The following is a 26,041-nucleotide window of genomic DNA, read 5'->3' as shown; positions in this document are numbered from 1 at the left end:
GGCTCATTCCCCCCACATTGACCCTTGAAGGGCTGTGCGCCCTTTATGGAGTAAGCTTACGCGGGTCTCTTCAATCTTGACCTGATAGCGAGTAAAACCAATGGTCAGAGGTTGGCCGTGGAAGGCAGTATATTTCTGCTCATCGATCTGGATTAGGGCTGAATAGCTTTCTTTTTGCCCTTGCTGTGTTTTTAAGGTGGTCAAGACCTTCAAGTCGCTCAGTTCAGCTTTTGCCGGGGCGGTATTTTGCAACAGATAGTCTTCATAAGAGGCAATATCAAAAGCGCTGCTATCGGCTCTTAAAATACGATCAAGCCAGCCTGACCCATTGGGCGCAAGGGGGCCGTATGATTGTTGAGTTTCAACTTGATTTTCCATCAAGGGCGCAGGCGCTGTTTTAAACGGGCTACGAATTTCAGCTAAAAGCGGCCCAGATGATAAGCTTAGAAGGGTGAGACAGGTGAGGACCACCTTAGCCTTGGACATAGCTCTATTTGGTAGAACAGTACTATGGGGGAGGCTTAAATCCCACCCTTCCGGTGCTTGAACCATAGGGTTCAAACTCGTGTTATACAGGAAAGAGGAAAAAGTCATAGGCTTATTTCCTCCATTGATGTTTGGGTTATGAGCGCTTTCATACGCTCCATTTCCATATTCACGCAGGCGGGTTTAACTGAGCCGCACAGCTTAATGGCAACTGCTTTCATCACCCCTTCATTATAGGATTTAGGCGGTGTTTTTTTGATCCTTTTGACCCGCCTAAACATGGAAGAGGTCGCCGGGCTGAAGCTGATATTTTGCACCTTAGGTGTGACGTGATAAAAACCTTCAGCTTCAATTTTTTGCTCAATCCCGTTTTGACGCTCTAATCCTTCACCACGTGGTGATGGAAATGGGGGGAGCTCATAAGATTCCACAGATTTTGTCGGAGCTGGGCGCGGCTGAAGGGGCGCACTTTTCTCATATTCAAACAAAGGATAAGGCTGTTGCTGTCTCTTGTTTGATTGTCTTTTTTGCCACAGATGCGGTGCTTGGCGCTGCTGGCGCTGTGGCGTTATAGCTCTTTGGGGGGTGCGTTGTTGAACTTGCGGCTGTGGTTGCTGTACTGGTCTTTGATAGACCACAGGGGGCAATGAGGTTTGGCTTGGGGCTACGCGATATTTCAGGACACGGGTTGTGACGGCTATGACATATTCACTACGCTCAATCAGGGTTTGGTCATCACTGGGGATCATATGACTACTGCCCAGGGGGATGCCTTTAGAAATCCGCTGATCTTTTGAGCGAATTAAACCGCCTTGTAGATGGGTATGACCGGGCAAGATCGGCGTATTGATCACAATCTTGTTTTTAGATGTTTCATATTGTGTTGAGGTCTGCCCATTTTGCGTGATGGAAAGCGGAGCTGTGGCGGCTGTATCGCTCAAGTTAATATCGAGATAGACCAGACCATTGATATAATTTGCGGCCACATCAATTGTTGTACCAGTTTGTAAAAAGTCAATTTTAGAGGTGGTTTGCGGACTATCGCCCACGGCCACGGCCCCCACTTCAGAAAGATAGGGGGTTTCTTTGCCTACCGAAAACTGAGTTCTTTGACCGGAGCGCACCGGAACAATGGGCTTTGTCACGGTTTGCAAGGTGCCTTGTTCATTGAGCAAGGAGGCTAATAAATTCAGGGTAAAGCGCCCCCCTGCATAGGTCAGCCCGGCAATGGCCCCGCCTGTGACCTGTGCACCGCCTGATAAAGAGGCTCCGAGTTTTGTTGCTTGATAGTTTAACTGCTGAAAATCAAGGCCGCGTTTATTGTCATCACTTAAGGCGACTTCCCAAATATGAATATCAGCCACCACAACGGAGAGATTTTCTGTGACTTCTTTAAGATAGGCGGCAATTTCATCATAAACAAAGCGGTTGGCTCTAAAGGACAACATGGAGTTATTATTATAAATAACCTTCTGCGCGCCCAAATCCGTCATATGGGTTTTAATTTCCGAGGATAAATTACCTTTTGCATCCTTGCTTGCCTGAACGGGTGGCACATAGACATTAAAGCGTCGTGTTTTAGAGACTTTTAACATCTTATGTTTATATTGCCAGAACAGACCTGTGATGGTTGAGGCCGCTTCTAAAATATCAAACAGGGAGCCGGAATAATTCTCAATGGGAAAGCGGTCTTCTTTGATTTCATCGCGACCTTTAGAATTTTCCTCAGTCAAGGCAATGGATCCTTGAACGGCAAAGGGCATCCCTGCTTTTGCCGCAATGGCGCGAAACAAATCAAGCGCAGTGCCATTATGATTAAGGTTACTAATGGTGATATCTGGCAAAGGATCAGAGTCATTATTGACCAGAGGCACAAGACTATTTTCAGGTAGGAAGATTTCAACAACGGGTTCTTCGGCCATGCCCAACATGGATTGTTTTTCTTCAAACGTGGGTTTTTCTGGCGCGTCTGGAAAATCCGCCTTTAGGGGCTCTCGCGTTGAGCAAGCCGCCATAAGGACCATCAAAGATGAAGATAAAAAGAGTTTTCGCCAAACCGGAGCAACCATGTTACGTCCCCTAAATATTTACTGTTCTACCACCGCCGAAATTATCAGGTGGCACACTATAAATAAAACAGGAAAGCGGGACGTTTTGGCTAATATGGATAAGGTAGCAACTACCCTATAGTATAGTAAGTATTTATACGATAGCTATTGGCAATATTGACAAGTTTTGACAGCTAAAGGTACTCTGCCTGTTACTTTAAAACATTTATAAAGTTTGTTTTGTATTTGTTTATTACGACGCTCTGTCATATTTAAAGCTCTTTGAATTTGTTTATTGCTTTTACCAGCTACAATAAGAGCTAAAACTTTCTGCTCTAAACGAGTTAAGCTATTAAAAGGCTCTGCATGTCGTGAAGAGACGATAAAATGACATTCCCCGCCCATGATTAGACCAAGCGCAGATTTCAAAACCATTGTATTATAATCTGTAGAGATTACCCCACTGAGGTCAATTTTTTGCGCCTGTTCAATATCGAGCTCATTGATGTATCTTTTGATCCAAACATAATGACAACTATCCTCTCTATTGCCCACCACGCCCTTCATCTCTTCAAGGCTGAACATGTGATAATCGATCAGAGCCATATCAAATTGTTCTTTACACAAAAGCTGATCAATCACAGCTTGTGCGTTATCGGCCTCAATGATTAAGGCATGGGGATATTGCTCTGCGACTTTAACGCATAAGCCCTGACGAATAATATCCAAAGGATGGGCAATTAAAATTCTCATGCTTCACCTTTGGCGACATAACCGTCCTGATCGCGATGGGCTTCAATGCTTTTTTTCAAGCGATTTCTAAAGCCTTCATGTAATTTGTCGATTTGTTCCTCTGTATCACACATACCTAAAAAGCTGCTGATCACGAGAGATTGATAAACATCAATGATCTCATGGGGCTGATAGCCTTCTTTTTTTACAAGATCATGGATTTCTTGAACCAGAGTAAAGATGTCTTTTTTGATGAATGTTTGTGACGCCATTAGAGCTGCCCCTTTGATAGATTAAGGGACACAGCTTTGAGGGAAAATTCTAGATTTCCTCGTCGTCCCAAAGTTTGCTGGTGATCTCGCGTCGCTCCTTGCCCATGGCTCGGGCATAAAGCGCGGTATTGTTGATATCGGCGTGACCCATGAGGTCTTGTAGCGTGACCAAATCCACGCCCTTTTGAATAGCGCGCACCCCAAAGGCATGGCGCAAGGCTTTGGCCGTGGCCGCTTTGCGCGTCAAGCCTGCCTCCAGCATGATCTTTTTCACCCGACGTAAAGCTGTATTTTTGTGCCAGCTCCATAAGGGAGCTTGTTCTTCTTCTTTTTGGCGTAAACGCAACGAAAAGGCCGCGTCCAACTCTTCCATTACTTGTTTTGGCAGGTCGATACGACGCAAGGGTTTTTTCTTCTGCCTTCTCTTTAAAGTCGGCACCATGACGGCCATGAGATCGAAACGAAAATGGCTTGGCAATATTAATAATGCCTCGCCAAGACGTGTCCCGGTGAAATAGAGAAACTTGATAAAATAACGCGCCTCTACATCCGGCCAATCTTTGAGACAGGCCAGCAGTTTTTTGCATTCTGCTTGTGTGAGGTAGCGGGGCTCCCCATCTTCTTCGTAGAGGCTTTGTTCTTCCATGGGCGCAATATGGCGCAGGAGTGTAAAGCTGACAAGAAAGAAAAGGTCCCCGCGCCGTTTGGGTCGGGAAAAACGCGGGGACAAGGGAGACTTGATTAACCATATGGTGATGAATACTAGTATTCTTCACCACAATCAAGCTTAAATTGGGCCTGAAAGTGAAAAAGAAGAGTTAAAACAGGTAAAATCTCAGTGGATTTTGGTGACGTATACAGGAATGGTGTCATGTGACCCTCTCAGCGACCAAAAAGGCCTGTGTTTGACGATGCTGGAAAATGTCGCCGCGCTCTGGGTGTGTCCCTACATATTTATAATTACCAATAAAGTTTTCTGCGTTATCCAGACCGGATAAGGCACCGGAGGCTAAAGCCTCCTCCATGGCCGCAACCGCCTCTCGAAAGAAAATCTTGTCCTTCATCAAACGCGCCCCTTTTTAAGCAAGCGCATAAAATCAATCAGGTCTGAAACCCACCACCACAAAGCTGATCGGCTCTTACCAAAATTGCTTTGGCGCAAGGTCCGTTGGATTTTTGCGTCATAACTCATTTTGCACCACACCATATTTTTTGTTTGCGCCCACCCTCATACGGAACCGCCAGTTTTTGCGACAACATCACAGCGCCATAATCACGCCCATCCCCCAAAGTGACTTGGGCAACAACCCGTCCTTCATATTTATCTTTTTTGAAGTGGCTTAACTGGACCTGTGAGCCCTCGCGCAACAAGAAACGGGCATAAGAGCTTGCCTGTAAGCCTGCCCTTTTTTCTGCCAAACATTCAAAACCCCATTTGGTTTCTGGGGTGTCAATATGGGCCACGCGCACACTCGTCACCATGGCCTTACCTGCGCCAAGGTCCAGCTTGGCTTTAAAGGTATCGCCATCGATCACATAAAGGACTTTGGCTGGAATGCCTGCAAAAACAGGAAATGACATAAAAAGACTACATACAGCCAGAGCGTAATAGACTGATTTACCGCGTTTTTGCGCCTTTTTTACCTGATTATGGACTCCAGCCTTTTGCATAGCTATGCTAGAGTTTGATAAATTTAGATATGCAGCAAGGCTACTCCTAACCTTAGCCCACGTTCCCAATATAATCTCTTTAGCTGAAAGAACAAAATTTATGGCCCTAATCTCTTGCCCTGAATGCACTAAAGAAGGCGTTTCTTCGACGGCCCCTGCTTGTCCTGGTTGTGGATATGACTTTGCACTAAAACGTGAGCAAGAAAAGAATGCCAATACACGTCTATTATCTCTAATGTTCTTTGCTGCGGGTATTATTATCATTTTGTATCTAGGCATGTCTGGCACCTCCCCTATTGCAGAGGAAATGCTCAATATCATTTTCAGGATTTTTGAGAATATTTTCGATAAGCACTTTTAGTTTAGAAAAATCCGATTGAAGGCATTTACGCCAATATAACGGACCGCTAACGCGCTCTTTCCATGCCCGATTTAAAACATGAGCTTTCAAAGTAAAGCAAACTTTGAACTCCTCATTAAAAAGGGGATCAACGGACCATGAAAAATACGTCTTACGCGCTACGCTGCTCAGTTGATATATTTCTTCTGCCAGCTCGGCAGCTAATGGTACAGGACAATAAAAATACACATAGGGTGGCTGTTGTGAGAAATAATGCCCCTGGCAACTTGCTATCGTTTTAAGACCACGAGCTGAATAATTTAACAGCTTGACCAAGGGTAGAATTTTATCTTCGACGACTGTTTCGTCCAAGATCTGACCCTTAGAGTATTCATTCCAATGTAAATTTAAATGGGTTTCTTCTGTCTTCCATATTGCTGGAAAGAAAAAACGGTAGAGTATTCCCCTCATTGAACGCGCTCCTTTTTAGCCCTGTAAAGCTTACCAAAGACCGATTTATGCAAGTGAAGCTCGCCCTTCTTTTGGCGGGATATCAATTCATTGAGATAAGCACCAGCTATGCGCACATTTGGGCGACAAGCCAGCATTAACCCAATCGCGGCCCCGTAGCGCCCAATGGTTTGATTGGCATTTTTCCACGTATAAGGAGAAACATTGAGGAAGGGCTGGAGATATTCTGCTGCAAGTTTGATGTCATTTACAGATAACTCATCTGCCTTGGCCCCATTGGTAACTCGATCAACAGCTTGACGGAAATCTGAGCAAGACGCCTCGTAAATATGGGCTGGGGTGAGATATTCAGCGCCTGAGAGATGTTCATACTCTCCATAATCAGAGGCAGGACGCCACTCTTTGCCCTTGCTTTCTCGATTTTGCGCGCAAGCCTCTCCTTGGGAGGCATTTACAGGGGCGGTGTGAGCTTTGCTCACATCAAGACCGCCCTCTTGTGAGCCTTTAGGCGAACACTGTTCAATATTATCCCCAGAGCTATGCTCAGGCGGATTACTGTAATATCCTTTAGAGATATCGGATTCTGTATTGGTATCTATGTGACGGAAATCAGTTTCAGGCGTGGCGGAAATATTTTGCGTCAATCCACAGGTTTTCCCAGCCTCAGCTTCTTCCTGTTCACATGTTTTTCCACTGCCTTCACATGCAGCTATAACAGATAATATTTCGTCTTCAAGCTCGCGTAAAACTTCAAGTCGGCCCACAAGGCTCTTTAAACTGTCAGAAGAACGTACAGGACGCACAGCTTTCCATCTTGAAGACCATTCGATGATAAATTCATCTAAATCCTCAAAATTTTCGCAGCAGTCAGCAATGAAATTAGTAATACGTCGTCTAATTGCAGCAATTTCTTGACGACAATGTTTCCAATGAAGAAGATTTTGTTTGTACTCATAATCCTCACGACGAAGCTCATCAACTCTCATCATCAGCGGGACAAGTGAAACACCAAAAGCTTTTACAACATGATTATTTATTTTAATGGGGTAACGACGACCATTTGAGCTATCATAAAAAGCAAGAAAGCCAAGATCGGCTAATTTATTTTCTCGATACCGAATCGCTCTATCAGTTAATTGCAGGTCTTTTGCCTGATTAATGACCGATTGATAGAAAACTGGGCAACCACCAGGCTCCCATTCCGCAACCGGGATTCGTTTCATAATATATTCAATGTGATTGATTAGATCATCTGTCAGGCCGATATCTTTTTTTACGCGGCGTAAAATTTCAATAACTTCCCAACGTTCTTTAATCTGATAATCTGGTAACCCCCTATAATCCTTAACTAAACTTTCCGTTAAACGCCTTTGAGATGTGGTTTTTCGTGTACTCTGCGCACTACGCATAACCTCTGCAACATCAAGAGAGAGTAACCCCTGTTCTACTGCTAAAGTCATTGAGCCACCCTCCTTCTCATGGCAACACCATAAGAGAAAGAAAACATGGTTTTTTGGTCCATGCGAATCGGGTCAAAAGGACTAACTTGAGATAAGTTTAGATCTATTTTCGGTAGAATTATACTGAGGATTACATCACGAAATTTAAAAATTCCGCATATTTTCCTACTTTCTGGGCCATTAAGCATCTTTTGTTCATTTTCCATTGGCCCCAGCCAAAGAAAAAGTACTTATAAACCGCAGAACGCTTGACTTATTGATAGTGTCAAACTACATTTCATAAGCATCTTTTGCTTAAAGAGCTGCCCATGATTTTCGACGTCGGGGCGGCTCTTTTTTTGTTTCTTAACCCAGAAACAAAAGAACTGGGGACTTGCCCCAGTTCTATTTGTGCGCTAGAATCTATATCTAGCAGTTGAATTGGTAGCTGGAGTGTGACTTGAACACACGACCTCGGCATTATGAATGCCGCGCTCTAACCAGCTGAGCTACCCAGCCTTAGAAGCCGTTTGGCTTCGAAGTGCGCGCTTTTTACGGCAGTGGTGCCCAAGTGTCAAGCAACAAAAGACAATGTTTTTGACTTTTTTTTGAAACACCGAAAAACAGTTCACAAAACCCCGATATATCTATCTCTTATAAGATAAAAAGAGTAAGGTCCAAATATCACGAAGGGGCTTGGTTTATGGACTATACACAATTTTATAATCAAATCATTCAGGCTTTGGAATGTAACGAACCAGCCGTTGCCCTACAGATGTGCCAACTGCTTGAACAAAACAATATTAAAACAGGTAATGGCTACTGGTTAAAAGGTCATGCCATGGCAAAACTTGGGCATCCTTCAGAATCCTGCACGGCTTATCGTCAAGCCTGGGCGTTAGGCTGTCGCCAAAATATGTTTGAGTTTAGAGCAAAAGAAAACAGCTTTAGGATCAAAGATACCCCGCATTCTGAAAGTATTCTTCAGGTGATGGAAGAAATGTATCAAGACCAATATGGTCTCTCTCAAATCCCCCTTCCTGAAAAACCGACAATTATTGATGTCGGCGCTCATGTGGGGCTTTTCTCCATCTTGGCCTCTCAACAATACCCGGATGCGCGCATCATCGCCTTTGAACCCCTGGCAGCTACCTATGAAGCCCTAAAACAAAATGTCGAGTTCAATCAACTTTCAAAAGTTGAAATCCATCATATGGGTATTTCCGGCAATGATGATGTTTTGGATTTTTTCTATCACGCCCAAGAAAGCGCTTCCACCAGTGCCTATTTTGCAAGTGATATGCAAGAGCTGACAGATTTCGGCCTAAAGGCGGAAAAGCTCAACGTAACCAGCCTTGACCATGTCTTTGAACAGTTCAAGGTTGAGCATTGCGACCTGTTAAAGCTCGACTGTGAAGGCGCTGAGTTTGATATTCTGCGCCATTCAAAATGCCTTGATAAAGTCTCACGCATTGTTATTGAAGTTCATCGTAGCGAACATTGGGCTTTAAGCTCGAAGCAAGATTTCAAAAAGCACTTGCTTGGGCTTATTGATCTGGAAGAAGACCAAAAACCAGACATCTCTGTCTGTTCTGTCATGACGCAAGCGGTTTAAGCTGCGGTTTCAATCCAGCCACCACCCAACATTCTTTCACCTTCATAAAAGACACAGGCCTGCCCCGGTGCAATACCAGCATAACCGTCTTTAAGGGTCACACGGGCACGCCCGTCTTCAAGGGGATAAACAGTTGCAGGCTGTGGCGGTTGGGCTGAGCGTACCTTTACAACAAGCTCACGGCCCTCATCTGGCAGCTCAGTAAAGCCAATCCAGTTAACCCCATTGATGGTAAGCTCATATTCCATCAAGGCTTCTTTTGGACCAACGATCACCTGTTTGTTTTCTGCATCCAGCTTAATCACATAAAGCGGCTCAGGCCAAGCAATACCAAGGCCACGGCGTTGACCAACCGTATATTTGATAATACCGTCATGTTTGCCCACAACCGTGCCATCCACATGTACGATCTCACCAGCCTCAAGGCTGCCGGGACGGAGTTTTTCCACCACATCGACATATTTACCTTCAGGCACAAAACAAATGTCCTGACTGTCACTTTTTGAAGCCACAGCCAAACCGAATTTCTTGGCAAGCTCGCGGGTTTCATCTTTACACATGCCGCCTAAAGGAAAGCGCACATAATCTGCCTGATCCTGCGTCATGGTAAACATGAAATAACTTTGGTCACGGCGATGATCATCCCCGCGCAGCAAAATCGCGCCTTGGTCTGTCATTTCCCATTGCACATAATGCCCTGTGACAAGCGCATCCCCACCCAGGTCTTTGGCTGTTTCTAACAGGTCGCGAAATTTCACCGTCTCATTACATTTCACACAAGGGATCGGCGTTTCACCATGGACATATGTCTCGGCAAAATACTCCATCACATCGCGTTTAAAAACTTCTTCGTAATCCAGCACATAATGAGGAATACCGATTTGGTCAGCCACACGGCGCGCATCATAAATATCACGCCCGGCACAACAGGTATTGGGGCGGCACACGGCCTCACCATGATCATAAAGCTGTAGGGTTACACCCACCACGTCATAGCCCTCTTCCTTCAACATCGCTGCGGTAACAGAGCTATCCACGCCGCCAGACATGGCAACGATCACACGGGTATCTTCAGGTGCTTTATCAATAAAAAGAGAGTTCATGACTTAAAAACAGCTTCGTAATCACTTCTAGGGTCAAGGGTCAGTAATGTTTTGGATTTAAATTCGCGGCGATAAATAACCAAAACAACAAGTAAGGTCGCACCAACAAAAATCCAAGGATGGATAAACCATGCTAAGGCTGCCATCCCAAAATAATAAGCCCGCATCCCCCGGTTAAAGGTCTGCACCGCCAAGGCATTTACCCGAGCAGCACGTTCTGCAATCGCAAGGGCTTCTGGCGTTTCTGCACGATCAGGGGCGGGAAAAGCGCCCATCACAATCAGCATATAATTAAACTGGCGCAACGCCCAAGCAAACTTGAAAAAGGCATAGATAAAAACCAAAGCCAACGTTAAAAGCTTGATTTCCCACATCACCTTGGATGCTTTCGCCACATAGGTAAGCTCAGCTGTGAGATCACGGATTTGTTCCAACCCGCCAAACATCGCTACCGTACCCCCGATAATGAAAATCGCGGTTGAGGCAAAAAGCGAGATTGAGCGGATCAAGGTTGAGAGCAATGCGGCATCAGCCACACGGACTTCACGATGTAAAGATTCGCGCATCCATTGCAGGCGATATTCATACATCACGCTCATCAGGCTTGTACGTTTTTGATTAAAGCTATCGGCCCAAGCCGTGTAGCCCATCCACGCTGCGATAAACCAGAAAAGAGAGATGAAATCCCAAAGGGTCACGCCATGCATAAATTCAATATTCATAACACACCCTAAACCTTGTCATATTGGGATAAACCCAATAGCTGGAGCGTTTTAATCGCGTTCATCAAGCCATGCCATCTGGATGGCTTCAAGCACTTTTTCGTTGCTTTTTTCCGGGTCGTCATCGAAATCGTCCAATGCCTGCACCCATTTCCACAAATCCGTAAAACGGACATGCATAATATCTACATCAGGGTGAGCATCCTCAAGTTCAATGGCGATATCGTGAATATCTGTCCAGCGTAGTCCCATTAGATGCTCTCCTTTTGATGTATGGTCTTAGCCGATGTTACGTGTCTCAGCAGGAACATGAACTTTGATACCGTCAAGGTCATCGCTCATGATGATCTGACAGCCCAAGCGTGAGGTTTCTTGCAAACCAAACGCGAGGTCGAGCATGTCTTCTTCTTCTTCTGTTGGTTCTTCCAACTCGTCAAACCACTCGTCATCAACAACGATATGGCAAGTTGAACATGCCAAAGAGCCTTCGCAAGCCCCTTCTAGGTCGATTTCATTTTTGTGGGCAACTTCCAAAATGGACAGGCCATTTGCCGCTTCTACTTCTTTTTCAGAACCATCAGGGTTTACGAAAATAATTTTAGGCATAAAAAGAACTCCTCTTTAACATAAACTTTTTATTCAGTTTTGATTTATTCCAAACAATAAATCAAGTTTCAATAGCATTTTCCAGTTTCTCGACATTGATACCTGTCAATGCTTCTTCAATTCCTTTGTCCATACGGCGTTGGGCAAATATCTGGGTTTCACGATCCAGTTCTTCCACCATGGCATTAATGGCATGGCGGTCCTCACCAGAAATGGTTTCATCCAGTTTGTTCAACTCCACATCAATATGGGCGCGCTCATCTTCATTAAGCAGCTTGCCATCAATATGAAGGGCGGAATAGACCGCTTCCATCACACGTTTGGCTTCAACGCGAGCCTCTGTCAGAAGGCGGATTTCCATATCATCCTTGGCATGGACCATACTGTCGCGCAGCATGGTTGCCATTTCTTCATCAGATAACCCATAAGATGGCTTCACCGCAACTTCTTGGGACACGCCTGTTGTGACTTCTTCTGCGCCAACAGTCAACAGCCCATCTGCATCCACACTAAAGGTCACACGAATGCGTGCTGCCCCTGCTGTCATGGAGGGAATACCTTTTAAGATAAAACGTGCAAGGGAGCGGTTTTGATCAACCATCTCACGCTCACCTTGAAGCACATGGATCGCCATGGCACTTTGACCATCTTGATAGGTGGTAAATTCCTGCGCCTTGGCAACGGGGATCGGCGTATTGCGCGGGATAACTTTTTCAACAATGCCGCCCATGGTTTCAATACCAAGGCTCAAGGGGGTCACATCTAACAACAGATTGTCAGAACCAACAGTTAACGCTTCGGCCTGAAGGGCTGCACCAACAGAGACAACCTCATCCGGGTTGATATCTGAAAGCGGGTCTTGTTCAAAAAACTCACCCACACGCTGGCGCACCAACGGCACACGGGTTGAGCCCCCCACCAGTACAACGCCTTTTACTTCATCAGGGAATGTGTCGGCATCTTCTAAAACATTGTGGCAAATATCGATTGTGCGCTCAACAAGGGGCGCTGCTAATTCTTCAAACTTTTCACGGGTGATGGTGTGGTTTGAGGTTTTGCCGTTAAATTCCAGCATAAAATCACCGCTGTCATTTTCCGTCAGGCATTCTTTTGCCATACGTCCCGTCACCAGCGCGACCTTCACATCATCGGTGGTGAGGGTTTCATCCCCGAAAGTTTCGCGGCGTTGTTCAAGGAAATATTCCAAAATGGCATGATCAAAATCATCTCCACCAAGGGCAGCATCACCGCCTGTGGATTTAACCTGAAAAACACCTTTTTCCATGCGTAGTAGTGAAATATCAAATGTGCCGCCACCAAGGTCATAAACCGCATAAAGGCCCTCTGCTTGGCGGTCCAAACCATAAGCTAGCGCAGCGGCTGTTGGCTCATTTACCAAACGCAGTACTTCAAGACCAGCAAGCTTGGCGGCATCTTTTGTGGCTGTGCGCGCCGCATCATCAAAATAAGCTGGGACCGTAATAACAGCCTTTTCAACCTTTTGCTTGAGCTGGTCTTCAGAACGTTCTTTTAGAGCGCGCAAAATATCGGCTGAAATTTCAACAGGGGTGAGTTCTTTACCCGCCACCTTCAAGCGCACCATGCCTTCGCCTTCAATCACTTCAAAAGGAAGGGTGCCTGAAATAGACTTCACATCAGCAAGGCCACGTCCCATCAAACGTTTGACCGAAGAAATCACCGTTTCAGGGCGCATCAGAAGCAATTGCTTGGCAAGCTGTCCAACAATGGCAGAACCATCAGGGGCATAAGCCACAACCGATGGCACAAGGGCTGTACCGCTTTCATCACGTAAAACTTCCGGTGCCTCTTCTTTAGAAACAGCCACAACAGAGTTGGTCGTCCCCAAATCAATCCCGACAGCCAAGGCATCATCCCCATCATGAGGAGCAGGTGTTTCACCGGGTTCGTGAATTTGAAGCAGAACGTTTTCAATCATTATTTCATTACCAGACGCGCTTTATGGTGGCGCGTTTCTTCAAGAAGTTTTGTAAGGTATTTAAGGCGCAAAGCAAGCTTGCGGGCCTCATCGAGATTAGTGGCTTCAAAGGCAGCGGCGATTAGTTTCACACAATCGCGCACATCACGGCGTGCTTTATCAGAAAGCTTGTTTACAATCGCAACATCCTCAGCTTCCATCAAAGCTTCGCGTGTTTCCATGGCTTCCATCAACAAGATCGGATCATTGACCGTATGATCATGGCTGATCCCATCCACACCGCTGACTTGCAACAAGTAATCAGCACGCAACAATGGGTCTTTCAATGTCTCAAAGGCTTCATTCAGGCTCACGGCCTGTTGTTGAGATAATGATTTTTCCTGCGCCGTCTTATTGGCAAAACGATCGGGATGAAGATGGCGTTGTAGCTCAAAATAGGTCAGTTCCAGCGCATCCACATCAATGGCATAATCCTTATGCAAGCCAAGGCGAGCAAAATGATCAATATGCCCAGGAGGCTGCACCGCATGACAAGTTTCACAAAACAGATCACTTTCCCCTGCCGGACCTTTACAGGACCAACAAGGGTGTAAGCCGCTTTGATCATTGCGCAATGTTTTATTGAGTGTCGAAGTATCCATAAGCCCAAACTGTCATCCCGCAACTGATGCGCGGGATCTTTATCCCAAAAGCTTCTCTAGCAATCTAGAGAATGACATTTCCTCATTTATACGTGGAAAGATTCACCACAACCGCAACGACCTTTTTCGTTAGGGTTGCTAAAGACAAAGCCAGATGCCATCTGTTCTTCAACAAAGTCCATCTCCGTGCCAAAGATAAACATGGTCGCTTTTGGGTCGATCATGATTTTTACATCTTCAGCAGGGTCAAAGACTTCATCAAACTCACTGATTTCATCTGCAAATTCCAGCGTATAAGACAAGCCGGAACAGCCTTTTGTGCGCACACCAATGCGAATACCCACACTTGGCTTACCACGGCTATCTAAAAGATCGCGGATACGCGCAAGGGCGTTTTCAGTCACACTGATCGGGGCTGGACGTTCATTCATTCTAACGTCACTCCTTAGTCATCATTCTTGGCTTTATAATCATCAATCGCTGCTTTGATAGCATCTTCTGCCAAAACAGAGCAATGGATCTTCACAGGTGGCAAGGCCAACTCTTCAGCGATATCGGTATTTTTGATATCTGCTGCTTCATCAAGGGTTTTGCCTTTTACCCACTCCGTTACAAGTGAGCTTGAAGCAATGGCAGAACCACAGCCAAATGTTTTAAACTTGGCATCTTCGATTACACCGTCATTGCCGACTTTGATCTGCAAACGCATCACATCGCCACAAGCAGGTGCACCAACAAGGCCCGTGCCGACTTCAGTGGTTTCATTATCCATTGAGCCAACGTTGCGCGGGTTTTCGTAATGGTCGATTACTTTTTCGCTATAAGACATTTTGTTCTCCTTTAAACCGCTTCAAAGGCGGTAGTCTTAACTAATCTTAGTGTTCTGCCCACTGGATGGACTTAATATCGATACCTTGCTGAGCCATTTCAAAAAGCGGGCTCATTTCACGCAGGCGTTTGACTTCTTTGATGATGCGGTCTGTTGCAAAATCAACTTCTTCCTTTGTCGAAAAACGACCGATACCTAAACGCAGTGAGGTATGGGCAAGTTCTTCTTCAACACCAAGGGCACGCAACACATAAGAGGGTTCCAGTGACGCTGATGTACAGGCAGAACCGGAAGAAACAGCCAAATCCTTAATCCCCATCATGAGGCCTTCACCCTCAACAAAGGCGAAAGACACATTGAGGTTACCCGGAATACGTTCTTCCAAGGACCCATTAAGATAGACTTCAGGCAGTTCTTCTTGAAAACGGTTCCACATATGCATTTGCAATTCATGCAGACGCTCATTTTCCGCTTTCATTTCTTCTTTGGCGATCTTACAGGCTTCCCCCAGACCAACACAAAGTGCCGGTGCCAATGTGCCAGAGCGCATACCACGTTCCTGACCGCCACCATTGATCTGTGCAATGATACGCACACGTGGACGACGACGCACATAAAGTGCACCAATCCCCATGGGACCATAAATTTTATGACCAGAGATCGACATCAAATCGATGTTCATCTCATCAACGTCCAAATCGATCTTGCCCACAGCCTGCGCACAATCTGTGTGGAAGAATGTTTTGTTGGCACGACACATGGCACCAATTTCTTTTAACGGCTGGATCACACCAATTTCGTTATTCACCGCCATGATAGAAACCAGCAATGTGTTTTGCGTCATAGCTGCTTTGAGCTCATCCAGATTAATCAGGCCATTTTCCTGAACAGGCAGGTAAGTGACTTCAAAACCTTCTTGTTCCATATGACGACATGTATCAAGGATACATTTATGTTCTGTCACACAAGTGATGATGTGATTGCGTTTTTTCTTGTAAAACTCCCCTACCCCTTTTAAGGCAAGGTTGTTTGATTCTGTCGCACCAGAGGTAAAGACGATTTCTTTCGGGTTGGCATTGATAATGTCAGCAACCTGCTTGCGCCCTTGTTCAACCCCTTCTTCAGCATCCCAGCCATAGGCATGGTTGCGCGAATGGGGGTTACCGAATTTCTGAGTAAAAAACGGCATCATCGCTTCAACGACACGGGGGTCGGTCGGTGTGGTGGCTTGGTAATCCAAGTATACCGGATGGTCCTGTGTATTCACGCCCATGTGGGCACTCCTTTTCTTCTTCTTATTCAGTTCAATTTTTTCAATTCAGGCAGCATTGCTTCTACCTGTTTTTCGGCTTTGCACACGCTCTATTAATTTTGTATAGGCCTGTACGAAAAACTCAATATCTTCTTTGGTACTATTCCATCCAAGTGACACCCGAATGGCACAGCCTGCTAATTCATCCTCAACCTTCATCGCCTTTAAGACGTGGGAGCTTTTCACCTTACCCGATGAACAGGCAGAACCCGCACTCACCATCACGCCTGCCAGATCCAGCGCCATGACTTGGCGCTCACTTGGCATCCCGGCAAATGCAAAATAACTTGTGTTGGGCAAACGTTTTGCACCATCGCCAAAAACTGTTGCGCCCAAGGCTTTAATTTGCAGTTCAAGGTCATCTCGCAAGGCCTTGATTGCCAAATAATCCGTTTTTTCTTCTACAGCTGCGCCAAAACCAACGATGCCAGAGAGATTTTCCGTCCCGCCACGAAGCGAGCGTTCCTGACCGCCCCCTTTAAACATGGCCTCAAGATCAACACCTTGACGTTTAACAAGCGCACCAACACCTTGGGGTCCACCAATTTTATGGGCAGACAGGCTGATCATATCCAGCCCCAAGGCCTGCATATCAAAGTCACACTTGCCAACCATCTGAACCGCATCTGAATGAACCAGCGCCCCATGGGCATGGCAAATCTCAACAATTTCTTCCAAAGGCTGGATCACACCTGTTTCATTGTTGGCTGCAACCACACTTACCAATGTTGTGCGCTCATCACCTTTTAAGCGATCCTCTAATGCTTTAAGATCAACAATCCCGTTTTCATCAACGCTCAAGACGTCAACATCATCGCGTGCATTCATCACCGCGACATGTTCAACGGCTGATACAAGCACACGTTCCACATCTACACCGTTTAGGGCCAGCGCGTCGGCCTCTGTGCCGCCACTGGTAAAGATCACCCAATCACTTGGTACATTTACGAGCCTTGCGACCTTTTCACGGGCTTCTTCAAGCAGTTTGCGCGCCCCACGACCAGAGCCATGAACAGATGAAGGATTACCCACATGATTTAATGCAGCACTCATGGCGCTGATCACCGAGCCATAGGCTGGTGCAGTTGCATTATAATCCATGTAGACAATTTTATTCATCACACTCACTTAACTTCTTATTGTGCCGCAGCGACTTTTTCGCGGGTTTCCACATCAAAAAGGGAACTTGTCCCTAAAAGACGTTTCTGAACGATATCTTCTAAAGAGACAGAGCTTAGATAGAGGTAAATCTGATTACCAAGCTCGGTCCATAAATCATGGGTCAAACAACGGCTTTTGTTTTCACGACAGCCATTTGGGTTACCCGGTGTGCAGCGCGTAGCCGTAATTGGTTCATCCACCGACATAATAATGTCAGAGATACGCACATCTGAACAGTCGCGCGCCAAGAGGTATCCACCACCTGGTCCGCGCACAGATTTAACCAGATCACCTTTGCGTAACTTGCCAAACAATTGCTCAAGATACGACAGGGAGATTTCCTGACGATCGGCAATATCGGCTAAAGAAACCGGTGCGCCCTTGCTGTTACAGGCCAGATCGACCATCGCCATCACGGCGTAACGTCCTTTTGTACTTAACTTCACGTTTTAGCTCCCAATTAGCGACCACCAGAGACAACATCGAGCTTTTGTTCGCTCTCAACATTATCTTGTGGTGTTTCGCCTTCAAGTTCTTGAACACGATTCTTTAAAGCATTGATTTCATCACGAAGTCCCTCAATGGTGCGAACCACCGGGTCTTTCATGCCATCTGGCGTACCATAGGCACAAAACTCGCTATCTTGTTTTTTGCTGCGTCCCATCACCATCTTGGCAGGTATCCCAACCATGGTGACCCCGGGGGGCACATCTTCCAAGACAACCGCATTTGCACCAATGCGCGCGCCTGCCCCAATTACATGGGGGCCAAGCACTTGCGCACCAGAACCAACAATTACCCCATCTTCAAGCGTGGGGTGGCGTTTACCTTCTTCAAGTGAGGTCCCGCCCAATGTGACGCCTTGATAAAGCGTTACATCATCGCCAACTTCTGCCGTCTCACCAATCACAACCCCTGTGCCATGATCAATAAAAAAACGACGACCAACCGTCGCGCCGGGATGAATTTCTACACCTGAAACAATTTTTGCAAAATGGGACAGAAAGCGCCCCATTAAGCGCCAATCACGCACCCATAATGCATGAGCAACACGGTAAAACATCAACGCATGAAGCCCCGGATAACATAGAATCACCTCAAGGCGAGACTTTGCTGCGGGATCACGTTTGATAAATGAATCGATATCTTCTTTGAATCTTTTGAACACAATAGGCCACGTTTTACTAGTATCTTAATCATTTTTGCGCTATGAGATCAGCATTGATTCGGCAACAAATAGTGCTTTTCTCATAGTCATTTGATTAGGAATATAGAATGTCCGACTAAACTAGTCAAGTTTATCTCGGTGCATTTTCTCATTTTTCTAAAGAATAACCACTCACGTTAGTCGGATTTACGATTTTTTGTTTTTATTACCGATAGGATTCGTCTGAGAAAGATGCCTGAAGTCATTTTCAATGGACCCGAAGGTCGCCTCGAAGGGCGCTACCATCACAGCAACGATCCAAATGCACCCGTTGCGCTTTTGCTCCACCCTCATCCTGAACAGGGCGGCACCATGAACAACCGTGTGACATACACATTGTTCAAAACCTTTAAAGAGCGCGGTTTTTCTGTTTTGCGCTTTAACTTCCGCGGTGTTGGACGTTCCCAAGGTATCTTTGATAGCGGCATTGGTGAGCTTTCCGATGCTGCCGCAGCACTTGATTGGATGCAGACCCATAACCCCAACGCCCGTATCTGTTGGGTTGGTGGTTTCTCCTTTGGCGCATGGATTGGCATGCAGCTGATGATGCGTCGCCCAGAGATCAATGGCTTTATCTCTATCGCTCCACCGGCAAACCTTTATGACTTCTCCTTCCTTGCGCCTTGCCCGGCGTCTGGTCTGGTGATCCATGGGGATGCAGATGATGTGGTACCTGAAGAGTCTGTTGCCAAATTGGTGACAAAACTTGATAGCCAGAAAAACATCTCCATTGACTATCAGCGCATCACTGAAGCAACGCACTACTTCAATAATGAAGAAGAAGCTGATCAGATCAAACAAATGTCAGGCGACTATCTTGATCGCCGCATTGTTGAGCTTGCTGCTGAATAAGTTTTGCTGTCATTATGCATTTTAAAAGGTCCGCATCGTCGGGCCTTTTTTAATGACCATCTCAATATAACTAATCAAATTAGATAAACAATCTAATTAACTACATTTGAAGTTTTTCAATCTCTAGCGCTTGAACTGTGCAGAACGCCGCCTGTCATGGGCTCTTTCACCCCTGTTGTACCGGAAAATGTAATTGGCAAGCCCTTTACACTACGTGCTGCGAGATACGCAAAGGCTTGAGCCTCAATCGCATCACCATTCCAGCCCACATGCTCAGCACTCATGATCTGACCATAGAGATAAGCATTAAAGGCGCTCATCATGGAACGGTTCAGCCGCCCTCCCCCACAGACAATCCAGTTTTCTGCTAAATAGGGAAACGCATCTTGTGCTTTCATGACAGAGGCCACCGTAAAGGCGGTCAATGTGGCAGCACCATCTTCCACAGACAAATCGTCGATCAGCTCAAAAGCGATCTTTTTAAACTCGTCACGATCAAGGCTTTTAGGTGCCGGTTTTGAAAAATAGGGATGGGTCATAAATGTGTTGACCGCATCATCATGGATATCGCCTGAGGCTGCAATCGCCCCCTTTTCATCAAAGGCTTTGCCTGTATGTTGTTTAACCCAATCATCCACAAGCGCATTGGCTGGCCCCGTATCAAAGGCGAGCAACTCCCCATCAGGGCCAATCCACGTCACATTCCCCACGCCACCTAAATTCAAAATCGCAAGCGGGCGAGAGATATCCTTAGTAATAGCCTCATGAAAAACCGGAACGAGTGGTGCGCCCTGCCCACCTGCAAGCACATCCGCTGTGCGCAGATCATTTACCACATCAATGCCTACCGCGCGCGCCATCTCAGCCCCATTGCCAAGCTGGATGGTCAGTTTGTTTTCAGGCTCGTGAAAAACCGTTTGCCCGTGAAAACCGATCAGATCAATCTCTTGCCTTGAATAGCCTTCCGTTTGTAAAAAACGCTCTACCGCCTGAATATGGCGATGGGTGATCTGTTCTTCTAAATCACCAAAGCCGTCTTTTTTACCAAAGGAGCTTTGCACCAATGTGCGAAACTCTTCATCATAAGGGTAGGATTGAAAACCAAGACATTCATCAACGCTTTCCCCATCCGAGCGGATCAAGGCCACATCAATACCGTCTAGGGACGTACCACTCATAAGACCGATGACAAGTTTCACAGCTCTCTATCCTTCTTAACTAAACAACGCATCGCGCAAGCCATCAATTATATATTGTGAGGCCAAGGCAGCCAATAAGACACCTAAAATGCGCGAAAAGATACTTGAAACCGTCTGCCCTAAAACTTTCTCAAGCTTATCAGAAATCATAAACAGAAACAGGCTCACCAAAAGCACAGCCCCCGTAACAGCCAAGATCATCATCTGACCTTCACTGTTGCTATCTTGGGCTTCCATTAACAACATGATGGAGGTAATAGAGCCCGGCCCTGCCAAAAACGGGATAGCCAGCGGAAAGACGGAAATATCTTCCATCTCATCATCGGCTTTTATCTCTTCAGCCTTTTCACTGCGCCGTGTTGTGCGCTTACCAAAGACCATTTCAAGCCCGGTTAAAAACAACATGGCCCCGCCTGCAATGCGAAAAGACGACATCTCGATCCCTAAAAGCCCCAGAAACTCATGACCGATAAGGGCAAAAAACAGTAAGATGCAGGCCCCAAAGAACACAGCGCGCAGTGCCATTTTACGACGATACGCCACAGTTGCCCCAGCGCTAAGACCAATAAACATGGGCGTCAGGCCAATGGGGTCAATAATCACAAACATGGTGACAAAAGCTTGCAGGATAATATCTGTCATGCCTTATCCATTTTTATCTAGAGCATCATTGCTATTTCATGCTAAGTAGGCCCGCCTTTCATTAAAGTAAAGATTTTTCAGGAAAAGCGGTACAATGACCAATTACAAATCCGATTTTATGCGCATTCTGTCTGAGCGTGGTTTTATCAACCAGTGCACAGACCTTGAAGCCTTGGACGAAAAAGCATCAAAAGAAGTCATTACCGCTTATATCGGCTTTGATTGTACCGCAACCAGCCTGCATATTGGGAGCCTTCTGCCCATTATGTTGCTGCGTTGGTTGCAAAAAACCGGGCATAAGCCTGTCGTCTTGATGGGCGGGGGCACAACAAAGGTTGGCGACCCTTCCGGTAAAGATGCCACACGTCCGGTCATGACTGATGAGTTCATCGCAACAAACATGGCAGGTATCAAAACCGTTTTTGATAAATACCTTGATTTTGGTGAAGGTGCGAGTGAAGCCATGATGGTCAATAACAATGACTGGCTGGCTGATCTTTCCTACCTTGAATTCTTGCGTGATTTTGGTCGCCACTTCACCATCAACCGTATGATGACCTTTGATAGCGTCAAGCTGCGCTTGGACCGTGAACAACCGCTCACACTGCTTGAATTCAACTACATGATTTTACAAGCTTATGATTTTTATGAGCTGAACAAACGCCATGGGCTGACCCTGCAAATGGGCGGCTCTGACCAATGGGGCAACATCATCAATGGTGTTGAGCTGACACGCCGTGCAGGGGGTAATGAAGTCTTTGGCCTGACCGTTCCACTTTTGACCACATCTGATGGCAAGAAAATGGGCAAAACGGCCAATGGTGCAGTTTGGCTGAATGATGATATGCTTTCTGCCTATGACTTCTGGCAGTACTGGCGCAATACATCTGATGCGGATGTGGGTCGTTTCCTTAAGCTCTTTACCGAGTTGCCAATGGATGAGATTGCCAAGCTCGAAGCACTTGAAGGCCAAGAACTTAATGAAGCCAAGAAAATCCTTGCCCATGAAGTCACAAAACTGTGCCGTGGCGAGCAAGCTGCCCTTGATGCCGCAGAAACTGCCAAAAAGACATTTGAGCAAGGCCAGTTGGGTAAAGACCTGCCAACTTTTGATATTGAGCTTGGTGAGGGCATTCCCGCATTTGACGCCATGCGCCGTGTGGAGCTGGCAAAATCTGGTGGTGAAGCACGCCGCGCCATTAAGGGCGGTGGTGCACGCTTAAACGATAAAGCCATTGGGGATGAAAACCAGCTGATTACAGCTGGGGATGCCAATGAAGATGGTTTAATCAAACTGTCATTTGGTAAAAAACGCCACGCGCTTATCAAGCCTGTTTAATAACCCAAGGTCATGCTGGAGCCGATCCAGCATCCAGCCTGTTAAACTTTTACAATTATTGTGCAGCTACGGGGGCGGTCTTTGAATGATCGCCCAACTGGAACAGACGTCTTAAGAAACCCGGTGCCAAGGCACTCACGGGGTTTACACTAACCTTGGCATCATCAAGGTCGCCCGTTACATCATACGTCCAGGCAAACAGGCCACCGCCCTTTTCCCCGGCAGAAAACAAATTCCCGATCAAGGGAACATTACCCAGTAATGAGTTCAACCCGTAGGCAGGAACAATCGTACCCGTCATATCAGCAACGTTTGCATGGGTATAGAGCTTGCCTTCCCATGTCAGCCCAATAGAGATCCCATTGGTGCGCCCGTCTTTAAACTCAATCACACCACGGTCATATTTAAATGGTGATGTAAGGGAGGTAAAACCAATCCCGTCGCCTTCAAGGCTATCAAGCACCCCTGTGAGCGCCACAAGGCTCAAAAGCTTTGCCAGTGCAGGCACCTCAACAATGCGGTAATCCTTCACACGGATTGTCCCAACAAGGGGGCGACTTTCCACATCATCATTTAACACGCCGTCAATCACAAGGTCACCGCCTTGCATATCATCAAACAAGTCAAGCGCACGCAGCAAAGCCCCGGCATCTTTGGTTTGCATTCTTAGGCGTCGATTGTCATTTTCAGGAGAAAGGGCAATCTTAAACTCTTCACCGCCACCCACGACACCCGTGAGCAAGGCCTTCGTCCAAATCTTCCCATCAGAACTAACCGCGCCGACCACAGTATTAAGGGCCTCTTTCTCATCCAGCCAGATATGATCAAAGCGGCCTGAGAACGTACCCGGCATATTGGTATCTTTATTTTCAGGGCTCGCTGTTTTATCTGTATTGCGCATGGATGCAAGGGCTTGCGTTAAATCAAGGCTTTCTCCTTGAACATCCAACTCCCACCCTGTCATGGGGGAGTTTAAGACCGTACCGCCATTGATCTTAGTGCGCCCGGCTTCAAAGCGTGAAATGCGCATGGTTTGAATTTGCTGGCCTTCCGCATCCAGTGCGATGGAGCCTGAAGCTTTCAAATCCCCACTGGAAATAGAGAAATACGGCACACCAATAAGGCGCTCTGCATTGAAATTGACCTTTGCATAAGCTTGGCCTGCGCCTTTGGCCTCTTTCTTCCATTGAATGATTGGAATATTAATCTCAGCACCCTCAAGGTTGGCAAAGCTTTCCAAAATACCAACGCCCTGCCAGTTTTCTGTGATCGTTGCATCCACACGGATGGGTCCGGACATGATCTGGTTATTAAAGGGGGGGAAATTTAGACGTAATTCTTTAACCCGTTGCTTATCGTTCACAATACCATCAAGCAGGAAGCGACGTTTAAAAAGCGTGTTGCGGGCAAAATTTTCACGCCATTTCAAATCAGCCGGGATTGTGCCTAGAACAATCTTACCTTCAACTTCCATGCCTTTTTTATCGACAACGAGATCAATCTCACCTTTGCTCAGGTCTTCATCAAAAATAACATCGGTGATGGAGATATTTTTTCCACGCGCTTTTGCAGAAACATCGACCCCGTCCCAGTCCAAATCATCCAATAACAAGAAGGACATTTTTAAATCGGTCACCGTATGCCCAGATGTTTTCTTTGGATCAATCCCCAGCGCCTTTGCAAAACCCAATGGTTTTTTATCAATAAAGGTCAAGCTATCGCGCAGCGGCCCTTCAAGGGTCATATCAAGATTGAGACGTTGGTCATATTCATCAAGACCGATGATATCAATTTGCGCTTTCTTGATTTTAATGGTGTCAACACCGCCGCCTGTCACAGTGATTTTAAATTCTTTTTCGTTAAACTTGGCCCAACCACGTGCATTTTTTGCTACGGGCAGCGGGTTGAGATAATCAACACTCACCCCATCCATTTCCATATCACCATGAACGTGATGAAGCTCAACTGTGCCATCTTCATGGGCTGAAACAGATAGATTAATACCCGCGCGGTGAACCACACCGTCATATATTTTATTGACGACCCAATCGCGCGCATCATCATTTAAGCCCTTGGGCCAATAACGATGAAGCTTTGTGGGAAGTACATTGAGCAATTCACCAATGATATCGACTTTGCGACTTGGTCCCTTAAGCAAGCCGGCGACATTGCCCTTAATGGTCCCGGTTGGACCTTCGCCTAAATCAAAAGCCAATTCATCAAGCTTAAAGATATCCGTATCGGTTTCATAATCCCCTGTGAAACGGATCATTTCCATGGGCATGAAATCTTCAACCGGTTTTGGCGTTTTGATCATTGAGCCTTTGGTCAGCGCAATGAGTGCCTCTTCAATACGTAGTTTGGAATTAAAATCCTCATAACCTGCGCGCAAAGACAGCGTATCAATATTAAGCACCTGCTTCACTGGTTCAGGAAGCTGGATTTGGCCTTGCGTTGTTTTTAAATCAGCAAAGAAGGAACGGATATTTCCTTCTTTATCAATGGCAAGGTTGGTTTTACCCTCAAGGGAGAACTGCAAAGGTTTTAACGGTGCAAGCTCAGGCCAAAGACCGGAAAGGTCGCCTAAGTGAAGGGAATGGATAAAGGCTTGAGTATCCAGTATCTCAGTCGTCAAATTATAAGAGGCATCCACGTCAATTTTTGCAGGTTTACCACTTAAGAAAACTTCCAAGCCTGTTTCAAAAACAATGGTTTCGCCAATCCGTTCTGCCGCAAATGTTGTATTTGGGGCCTTAAAGGTCGTTTCGCTTTTCTTATCTTGATATTCCAGATGCGCTTTACTGATGGAAATCTTTTTGAGGTAACTTAACGGGCGTGACGGGTCTGGCGCTTTGGAAATAAGATTATCCAGATTAAAGGCACGATCTGCGCGCACCGTCATGCCGTCACCCATCTCAAAAGCGAACGAGCCATCGCCATGGCGCAACAGGTTAATCTGCGGCTCAATCAACTCAATACTGCTGGGCGCAACCGTGCCTTCAAACAAGGCGCCCCCACTCAAAGAGAGCGATGCTTGCGGGATTGAGGCAATACGGCGACCATCGCGGGCAAATACCGTTGTCCCGATAATGCGGATATCAAGGGTACGTTCCCAGCCCTCCCAGCTTAAGATCGTATCTTTAATACGAACCCTCATGCCGCGGGTATTATTAGAAACGGCCTCCACGATATAAGGGGTCAGTTGTGGAATTGAAATAGGGCCTTGTGACAGCTTCCAAGCAAAGACAAGCGCCAACAGCGCAATGCCCGCAAGGACTGCGCTAACTATCTGGAGTGTATGTTTTAATGTCTTCCAGACCACCGGGATTATTCCAACTCTTCTTTCACTCTTGACCCATCAATTCAGTTGGCGCACTGTTACAAAAAACAAAAAGCG

At 46.2% G+C, this 26,041-nt stretch carries 28 protein-coding genes and 1 tRNA gene; 3 read left to right on the top strand and 26 right to left on the bottom strand.

Going from position 1 to position 26,041, the window contains the following annotated elements; all coding sequences use genetic code 11:
* Window positions 1-3 precede the first annotated feature (3 nt).
* The 11 genes from MTBPR1_RS16260 to MTBPR1_RS16210 all read right to left on the bottom strand — a co-directional run bounded on the left by MTBPR1_RS16260 (window position 4) and on the right by MTBPR1_RS16210 (window position 7,978).
* Complete coding sequence (locus MTBPR1_RS16260; RefSeq protein ID WP_126465315.1) at window positions 4-594, bottom strand: hypothetical protein; 591 nt, start codon at window positions 592-594, stop codon at window positions 4-6.
* Window positions 591-2,555 (bottom strand): type II secretion system protein GspD, encoded by a 1,965-nt coding sequence (locus tag MTBPR1_RS16255; protein ID WP_069190083.1) that lies wholly within the window; start codon window positions 2,553-2,555, stop codon window positions 591-593. Before MTBPR1_RS16255 ends, MTBPR1_RS16260 begins: the two co-directional genes overlap by 4 nt.
* A 144-nt stretch (window positions 2,556-2,699) precedes the next feature.
* Window positions 2,700-3,287, bottom strand: coding sequence for a LuxR C-terminal-related transcriptional regulator (locus MTBPR1_RS16250; protein WP_069190082.1), 588 nt, complete (start codon window positions 3,285-3,287; stop codon window positions 2,700-2,702).
* The gene (locus tag MTBPR1_RS16245; protein WP_069190081.1) at window positions 3,284-3,538 is read right to left on the bottom strand and encodes a hypothetical protein; all 255 of its coding nucleotides are present in this window, start codon (window positions 3,536-3,538) and stop codon (window positions 3,284-3,286) included. Before MTBPR1_RS16245 ends, MTBPR1_RS16250 begins: the two co-directional genes overlap by 4 nt.
* 49 nt (window positions 3,539-3,587) lie before the next feature.
* Entirely contained in the window at window positions 3,588-4,268 is a 681-nt protein-coding gene (locus tag MTBPR1_RS16240) for a tyrosine-type recombinase/integrase (protein WP_069190080.1), read from the bottom strand.
* 139 nt (window positions 4,269-4,407) lie between these two features.
* On the bottom strand, window positions 4,408-4,602 hold the full coding sequence (locus tag MTBPR1_RS16235) for a hypothetical protein (RefSeq protein WP_069190079.1): 195 nt from the start codon (window positions 4,600-4,602) through the stop codon (window positions 4,408-4,410).
* Entirely contained in the window at window positions 4,602-4,730 is a 129-nt protein-coding gene (locus tag MTBPR1_RS18410) for a hypothetical protein (RefSeq protein ID WP_276204554.1), read from the bottom strand. Before MTBPR1_RS18410 ends, MTBPR1_RS16235 begins: the two co-directional genes overlap by 1 nt.
* Window positions 4,727-5,119 carry a thermonuclease family protein gene (locus MTBPR1_RS16230; protein ID WP_069190159.1) on the bottom strand — a complete coding sequence of 131 codons (393 nt, stop codon included), beginning with the start codon at window positions 5,117-5,119 and terminating at the stop codon, window positions 4,727-4,729. The genes MTBPR1_RS18410 and MTBPR1_RS16230 overlap by 4 nt, the downstream gene beginning before the upstream one ends.
* Window positions 5,120-5,480: 361 nt before the next feature.
* The gene (locus tag MTBPR1_RS18185) at window positions 5,481-6,020 is read right to left on the bottom strand and encodes a hypothetical protein (RefSeq protein ID WP_069190078.1); all 540 of its coding nucleotides are present in this window, start codon (window positions 6,018-6,020) and stop codon (window positions 5,481-5,483) included.
* Window positions 6,017-7,480, bottom strand: coding sequence for a replication initiation protein RepC (gene repC, locus MTBPR1_RS16220; protein WP_069190077.1), 1,464 nt, complete (start codon window positions 7,478-7,480; stop codon window positions 6,017-6,019). Before repC ends, MTBPR1_RS18185 begins: the two co-directional genes overlap by 4 nt.
* 421 nt (window positions 7,481-7,901) lie before the next feature.
* Window positions 7,902-7,978: transfer RNA gene (locus tag MTBPR1_RS16210), tRNA-Met, on the bottom strand.
* Between the two features lie 184 nt (window positions 7,979-8,162).
* Between MTBPR1_RS16210 and MTBPR1_RS16205 the strand changes: the two genes are divergently transcribed.
* Window positions 8,163-9,074 carry an FkbM family methyltransferase gene (locus MTBPR1_RS16205; RefSeq protein ID WP_069190075.1) on the top strand — a complete coding sequence of 304 codons (912 nt, stop codon included), beginning with the start codon at window positions 8,163-8,165 and terminating at the stop codon, window positions 9,072-9,074.
* Here the strand turns inward: MTBPR1_RS16205 and mnmA are convergent.
* The 12 genes from mnmA to cysE form a co-directional block, all read right to left on the bottom strand.
* Complete coding sequence (gene mnmA / locus MTBPR1_RS16200) at window positions 9,071-10,177, bottom strand: tRNA 2-thiouridine(34) synthase MnmA (protein WP_069190074.1); 1,107 nt, start codon at window positions 10,175-10,177, stop codon at window positions 9,071-9,073. The two genes, MTBPR1_RS16205 and mnmA, sit on opposite strands and share 4 nt — an antisense overlap.
* Window positions 10,174-10,899 (bottom strand): DUF599 domain-containing protein, encoded by a 726-nt coding sequence (locus MTBPR1_RS16195; protein WP_083223169.1) that lies wholly within the window; start codon window positions 10,897-10,899, stop codon window positions 10,174-10,176. Before MTBPR1_RS16195 ends, mnmA begins: the two co-directional genes overlap by 4 nt.
* A 51-nt stretch (window positions 10,900-10,950) precedes the next feature.
* Entirely contained in the window at window positions 10,951-11,151 is a 201-nt protein-coding gene (gene iscX / locus MTBPR1_RS16190; RefSeq protein ID WP_069190073.1) for a Fe-S cluster assembly protein IscX, read from the bottom strand.
* Window positions 11,152-11,178: 27 nt separating this feature from the next.
* A complete protein-coding gene (locus tag MTBPR1_RS16185) occupies window positions 11,179-11,505 on the bottom strand; it encodes a ferredoxin family 2Fe-2S iron-sulfur cluster binding protein (protein ID WP_069190072.1) in 327 nt (108 codons plus the stop codon).
* A gap of 61 nt (window positions 11,506-11,566) precedes the next feature.
* Complete coding sequence (gene hscA, locus MTBPR1_RS16180) at window positions 11,567-13,462, bottom strand: Fe-S protein assembly chaperone HscA (protein WP_069190071.1); 1,896 nt, start codon at window positions 13,460-13,462, stop codon at window positions 11,567-11,569.
* A complete protein-coding gene (gene hscB, locus MTBPR1_RS16175; RefSeq protein ID WP_083223168.1) occupies window positions 13,462-14,103 on the bottom strand; it encodes a Fe-S protein assembly co-chaperone HscB in 642 nt (213 codons plus the stop codon). The genes hscA and hscB overlap by 1 nt, the downstream gene beginning before the upstream one ends.
* A gap of 86 nt (window positions 14,104-14,189) precedes the next feature.
* On the bottom strand, window positions 14,190-14,534 hold the full coding sequence (locus MTBPR1_RS16170; RefSeq protein ID WP_069190070.1) for a HesB/IscA family protein: 345 nt from the start codon (window positions 14,532-14,534) through the stop codon (window positions 14,190-14,192).
* 14 nt (window positions 14,535-14,548) lie between these two features.
* Complete coding sequence (iscU, locus tag MTBPR1_RS16165) at window positions 14,549-14,932, bottom strand: Fe-S cluster assembly scaffold IscU (protein ID WP_069190069.1); 384 nt, start codon at window positions 14,930-14,932, stop codon at window positions 14,549-14,551.
* 46 nt (window positions 14,933-14,978) lie between these two features.
* Window positions 14,979-16,205: an IscS subfamily cysteine desulfurase gene (locus MTBPR1_RS16160; protein ID WP_126465313.1), complete on the bottom strand. Its 1,227-nt coding sequence runs from the start codon at window positions 16,203-16,205 to the stop codon at window positions 14,979-14,981.
* A 45-nt stretch (window positions 16,206-16,250) separates the two neighbouring features.
* On the bottom strand, window positions 16,251-17,363 hold the full coding sequence (locus MTBPR1_RS16155; protein ID WP_069190068.1) for a cysteine desulfurase family protein: 1,113 nt from the start codon (window positions 17,361-17,363) through the stop codon (window positions 16,251-16,253).
* 17 nt (window positions 17,364-17,380) lie between these two features.
* Window positions 17,381-17,851 (bottom strand): Rrf2 family transcriptional regulator, encoded by a 471-nt coding sequence (locus MTBPR1_RS16150; RefSeq protein ID WP_069190067.1) that lies wholly within the window; start codon window positions 17,849-17,851, stop codon window positions 17,381-17,383.
* A gap of 14 nt (window positions 17,852-17,865) precedes the next feature.
* Window positions 17,866-18,576 carry a serine O-acetyltransferase gene (cysE, locus tag MTBPR1_RS16145; protein ID WP_083223167.1) on the bottom strand — a complete coding sequence of 237 codons (711 nt, stop codon included), beginning with the start codon at window positions 18,574-18,576 and terminating at the stop codon, window positions 17,866-17,868.
* Window positions 18,577-18,804: 228 nt separating this feature from the next.
* On the opposite strand from cysE, the gene MTBPR1_RS16140 reads away from it, so the two are divergent.
* The gene (locus MTBPR1_RS16140; RefSeq protein ID WP_069190066.1) at window positions 18,805-19,464 is read left to right on the top strand and encodes an alpha/beta hydrolase; all 660 of its coding nucleotides are present in this window, start codon (window positions 18,805-18,807) and stop codon (window positions 19,462-19,464) included.
* Window positions 19,465-19,580: 116 nt separating this feature from the next.
* On the opposite strand, the gene MTBPR1_RS16135 is transcribed toward MTBPR1_RS16140, so the two are convergent.
* Entirely contained in the window at window positions 19,581-20,663 is a 1,083-nt protein-coding gene (locus tag MTBPR1_RS16135) for an anhydro-N-acetylmuramic acid kinase (protein ID WP_083223166.1), read from the bottom strand.
* A 15-nt stretch (window positions 20,664-20,678) separates the two neighbouring features.
* Window positions 20,679-21,305 carry a MarC family protein gene (locus tag MTBPR1_RS16130; RefSeq protein WP_069190065.1) on the bottom strand — a complete coding sequence of 209 codons (627 nt, stop codon included), beginning with the start codon at window positions 21,303-21,305 and terminating at the stop codon, window positions 20,679-20,681.
* Window positions 21,306-21,399: 94 nt separating this feature from the next.
* Here MTBPR1_RS16130 and tyrS point away from each other — a divergent pair, with 94 nt between their 5' ends.
* Entirely contained in the window at window positions 21,400-22,644 is a 1,245-nt protein-coding gene (gene tyrS / locus MTBPR1_RS16125) for a tyrosine--tRNA ligase (RefSeq protein WP_069190064.1), read from the top strand.
* Between the two features lie 55 nt (window positions 22,645-22,699).
* Here tyrS and MTBPR1_RS16120 read toward each other — a convergent pair whose 3' ends face one another.
* On the bottom strand, window positions 22,700-25,966 hold the full coding sequence (locus MTBPR1_RS16120) for a YhdP family protein (protein ID WP_069190063.1): 3,267 nt from the start codon (window positions 25,964-25,966) through the stop codon (window positions 22,700-22,702).
* Window positions 25,967-26,041 lie beyond the last annotated feature (75 nt).

This window comes from Candidatus Terasakiella magnetica (assembly GCF_900093605.1).
Lineage (GTDB): Bacteria > Pseudomonadota > Alphaproteobacteria > Rhodospirillales > Terasakiellaceae > Terasakiella > Terasakiella magnetica.
This window is presented reverse-complemented; position numbering and strand designations above follow the sequence as displayed.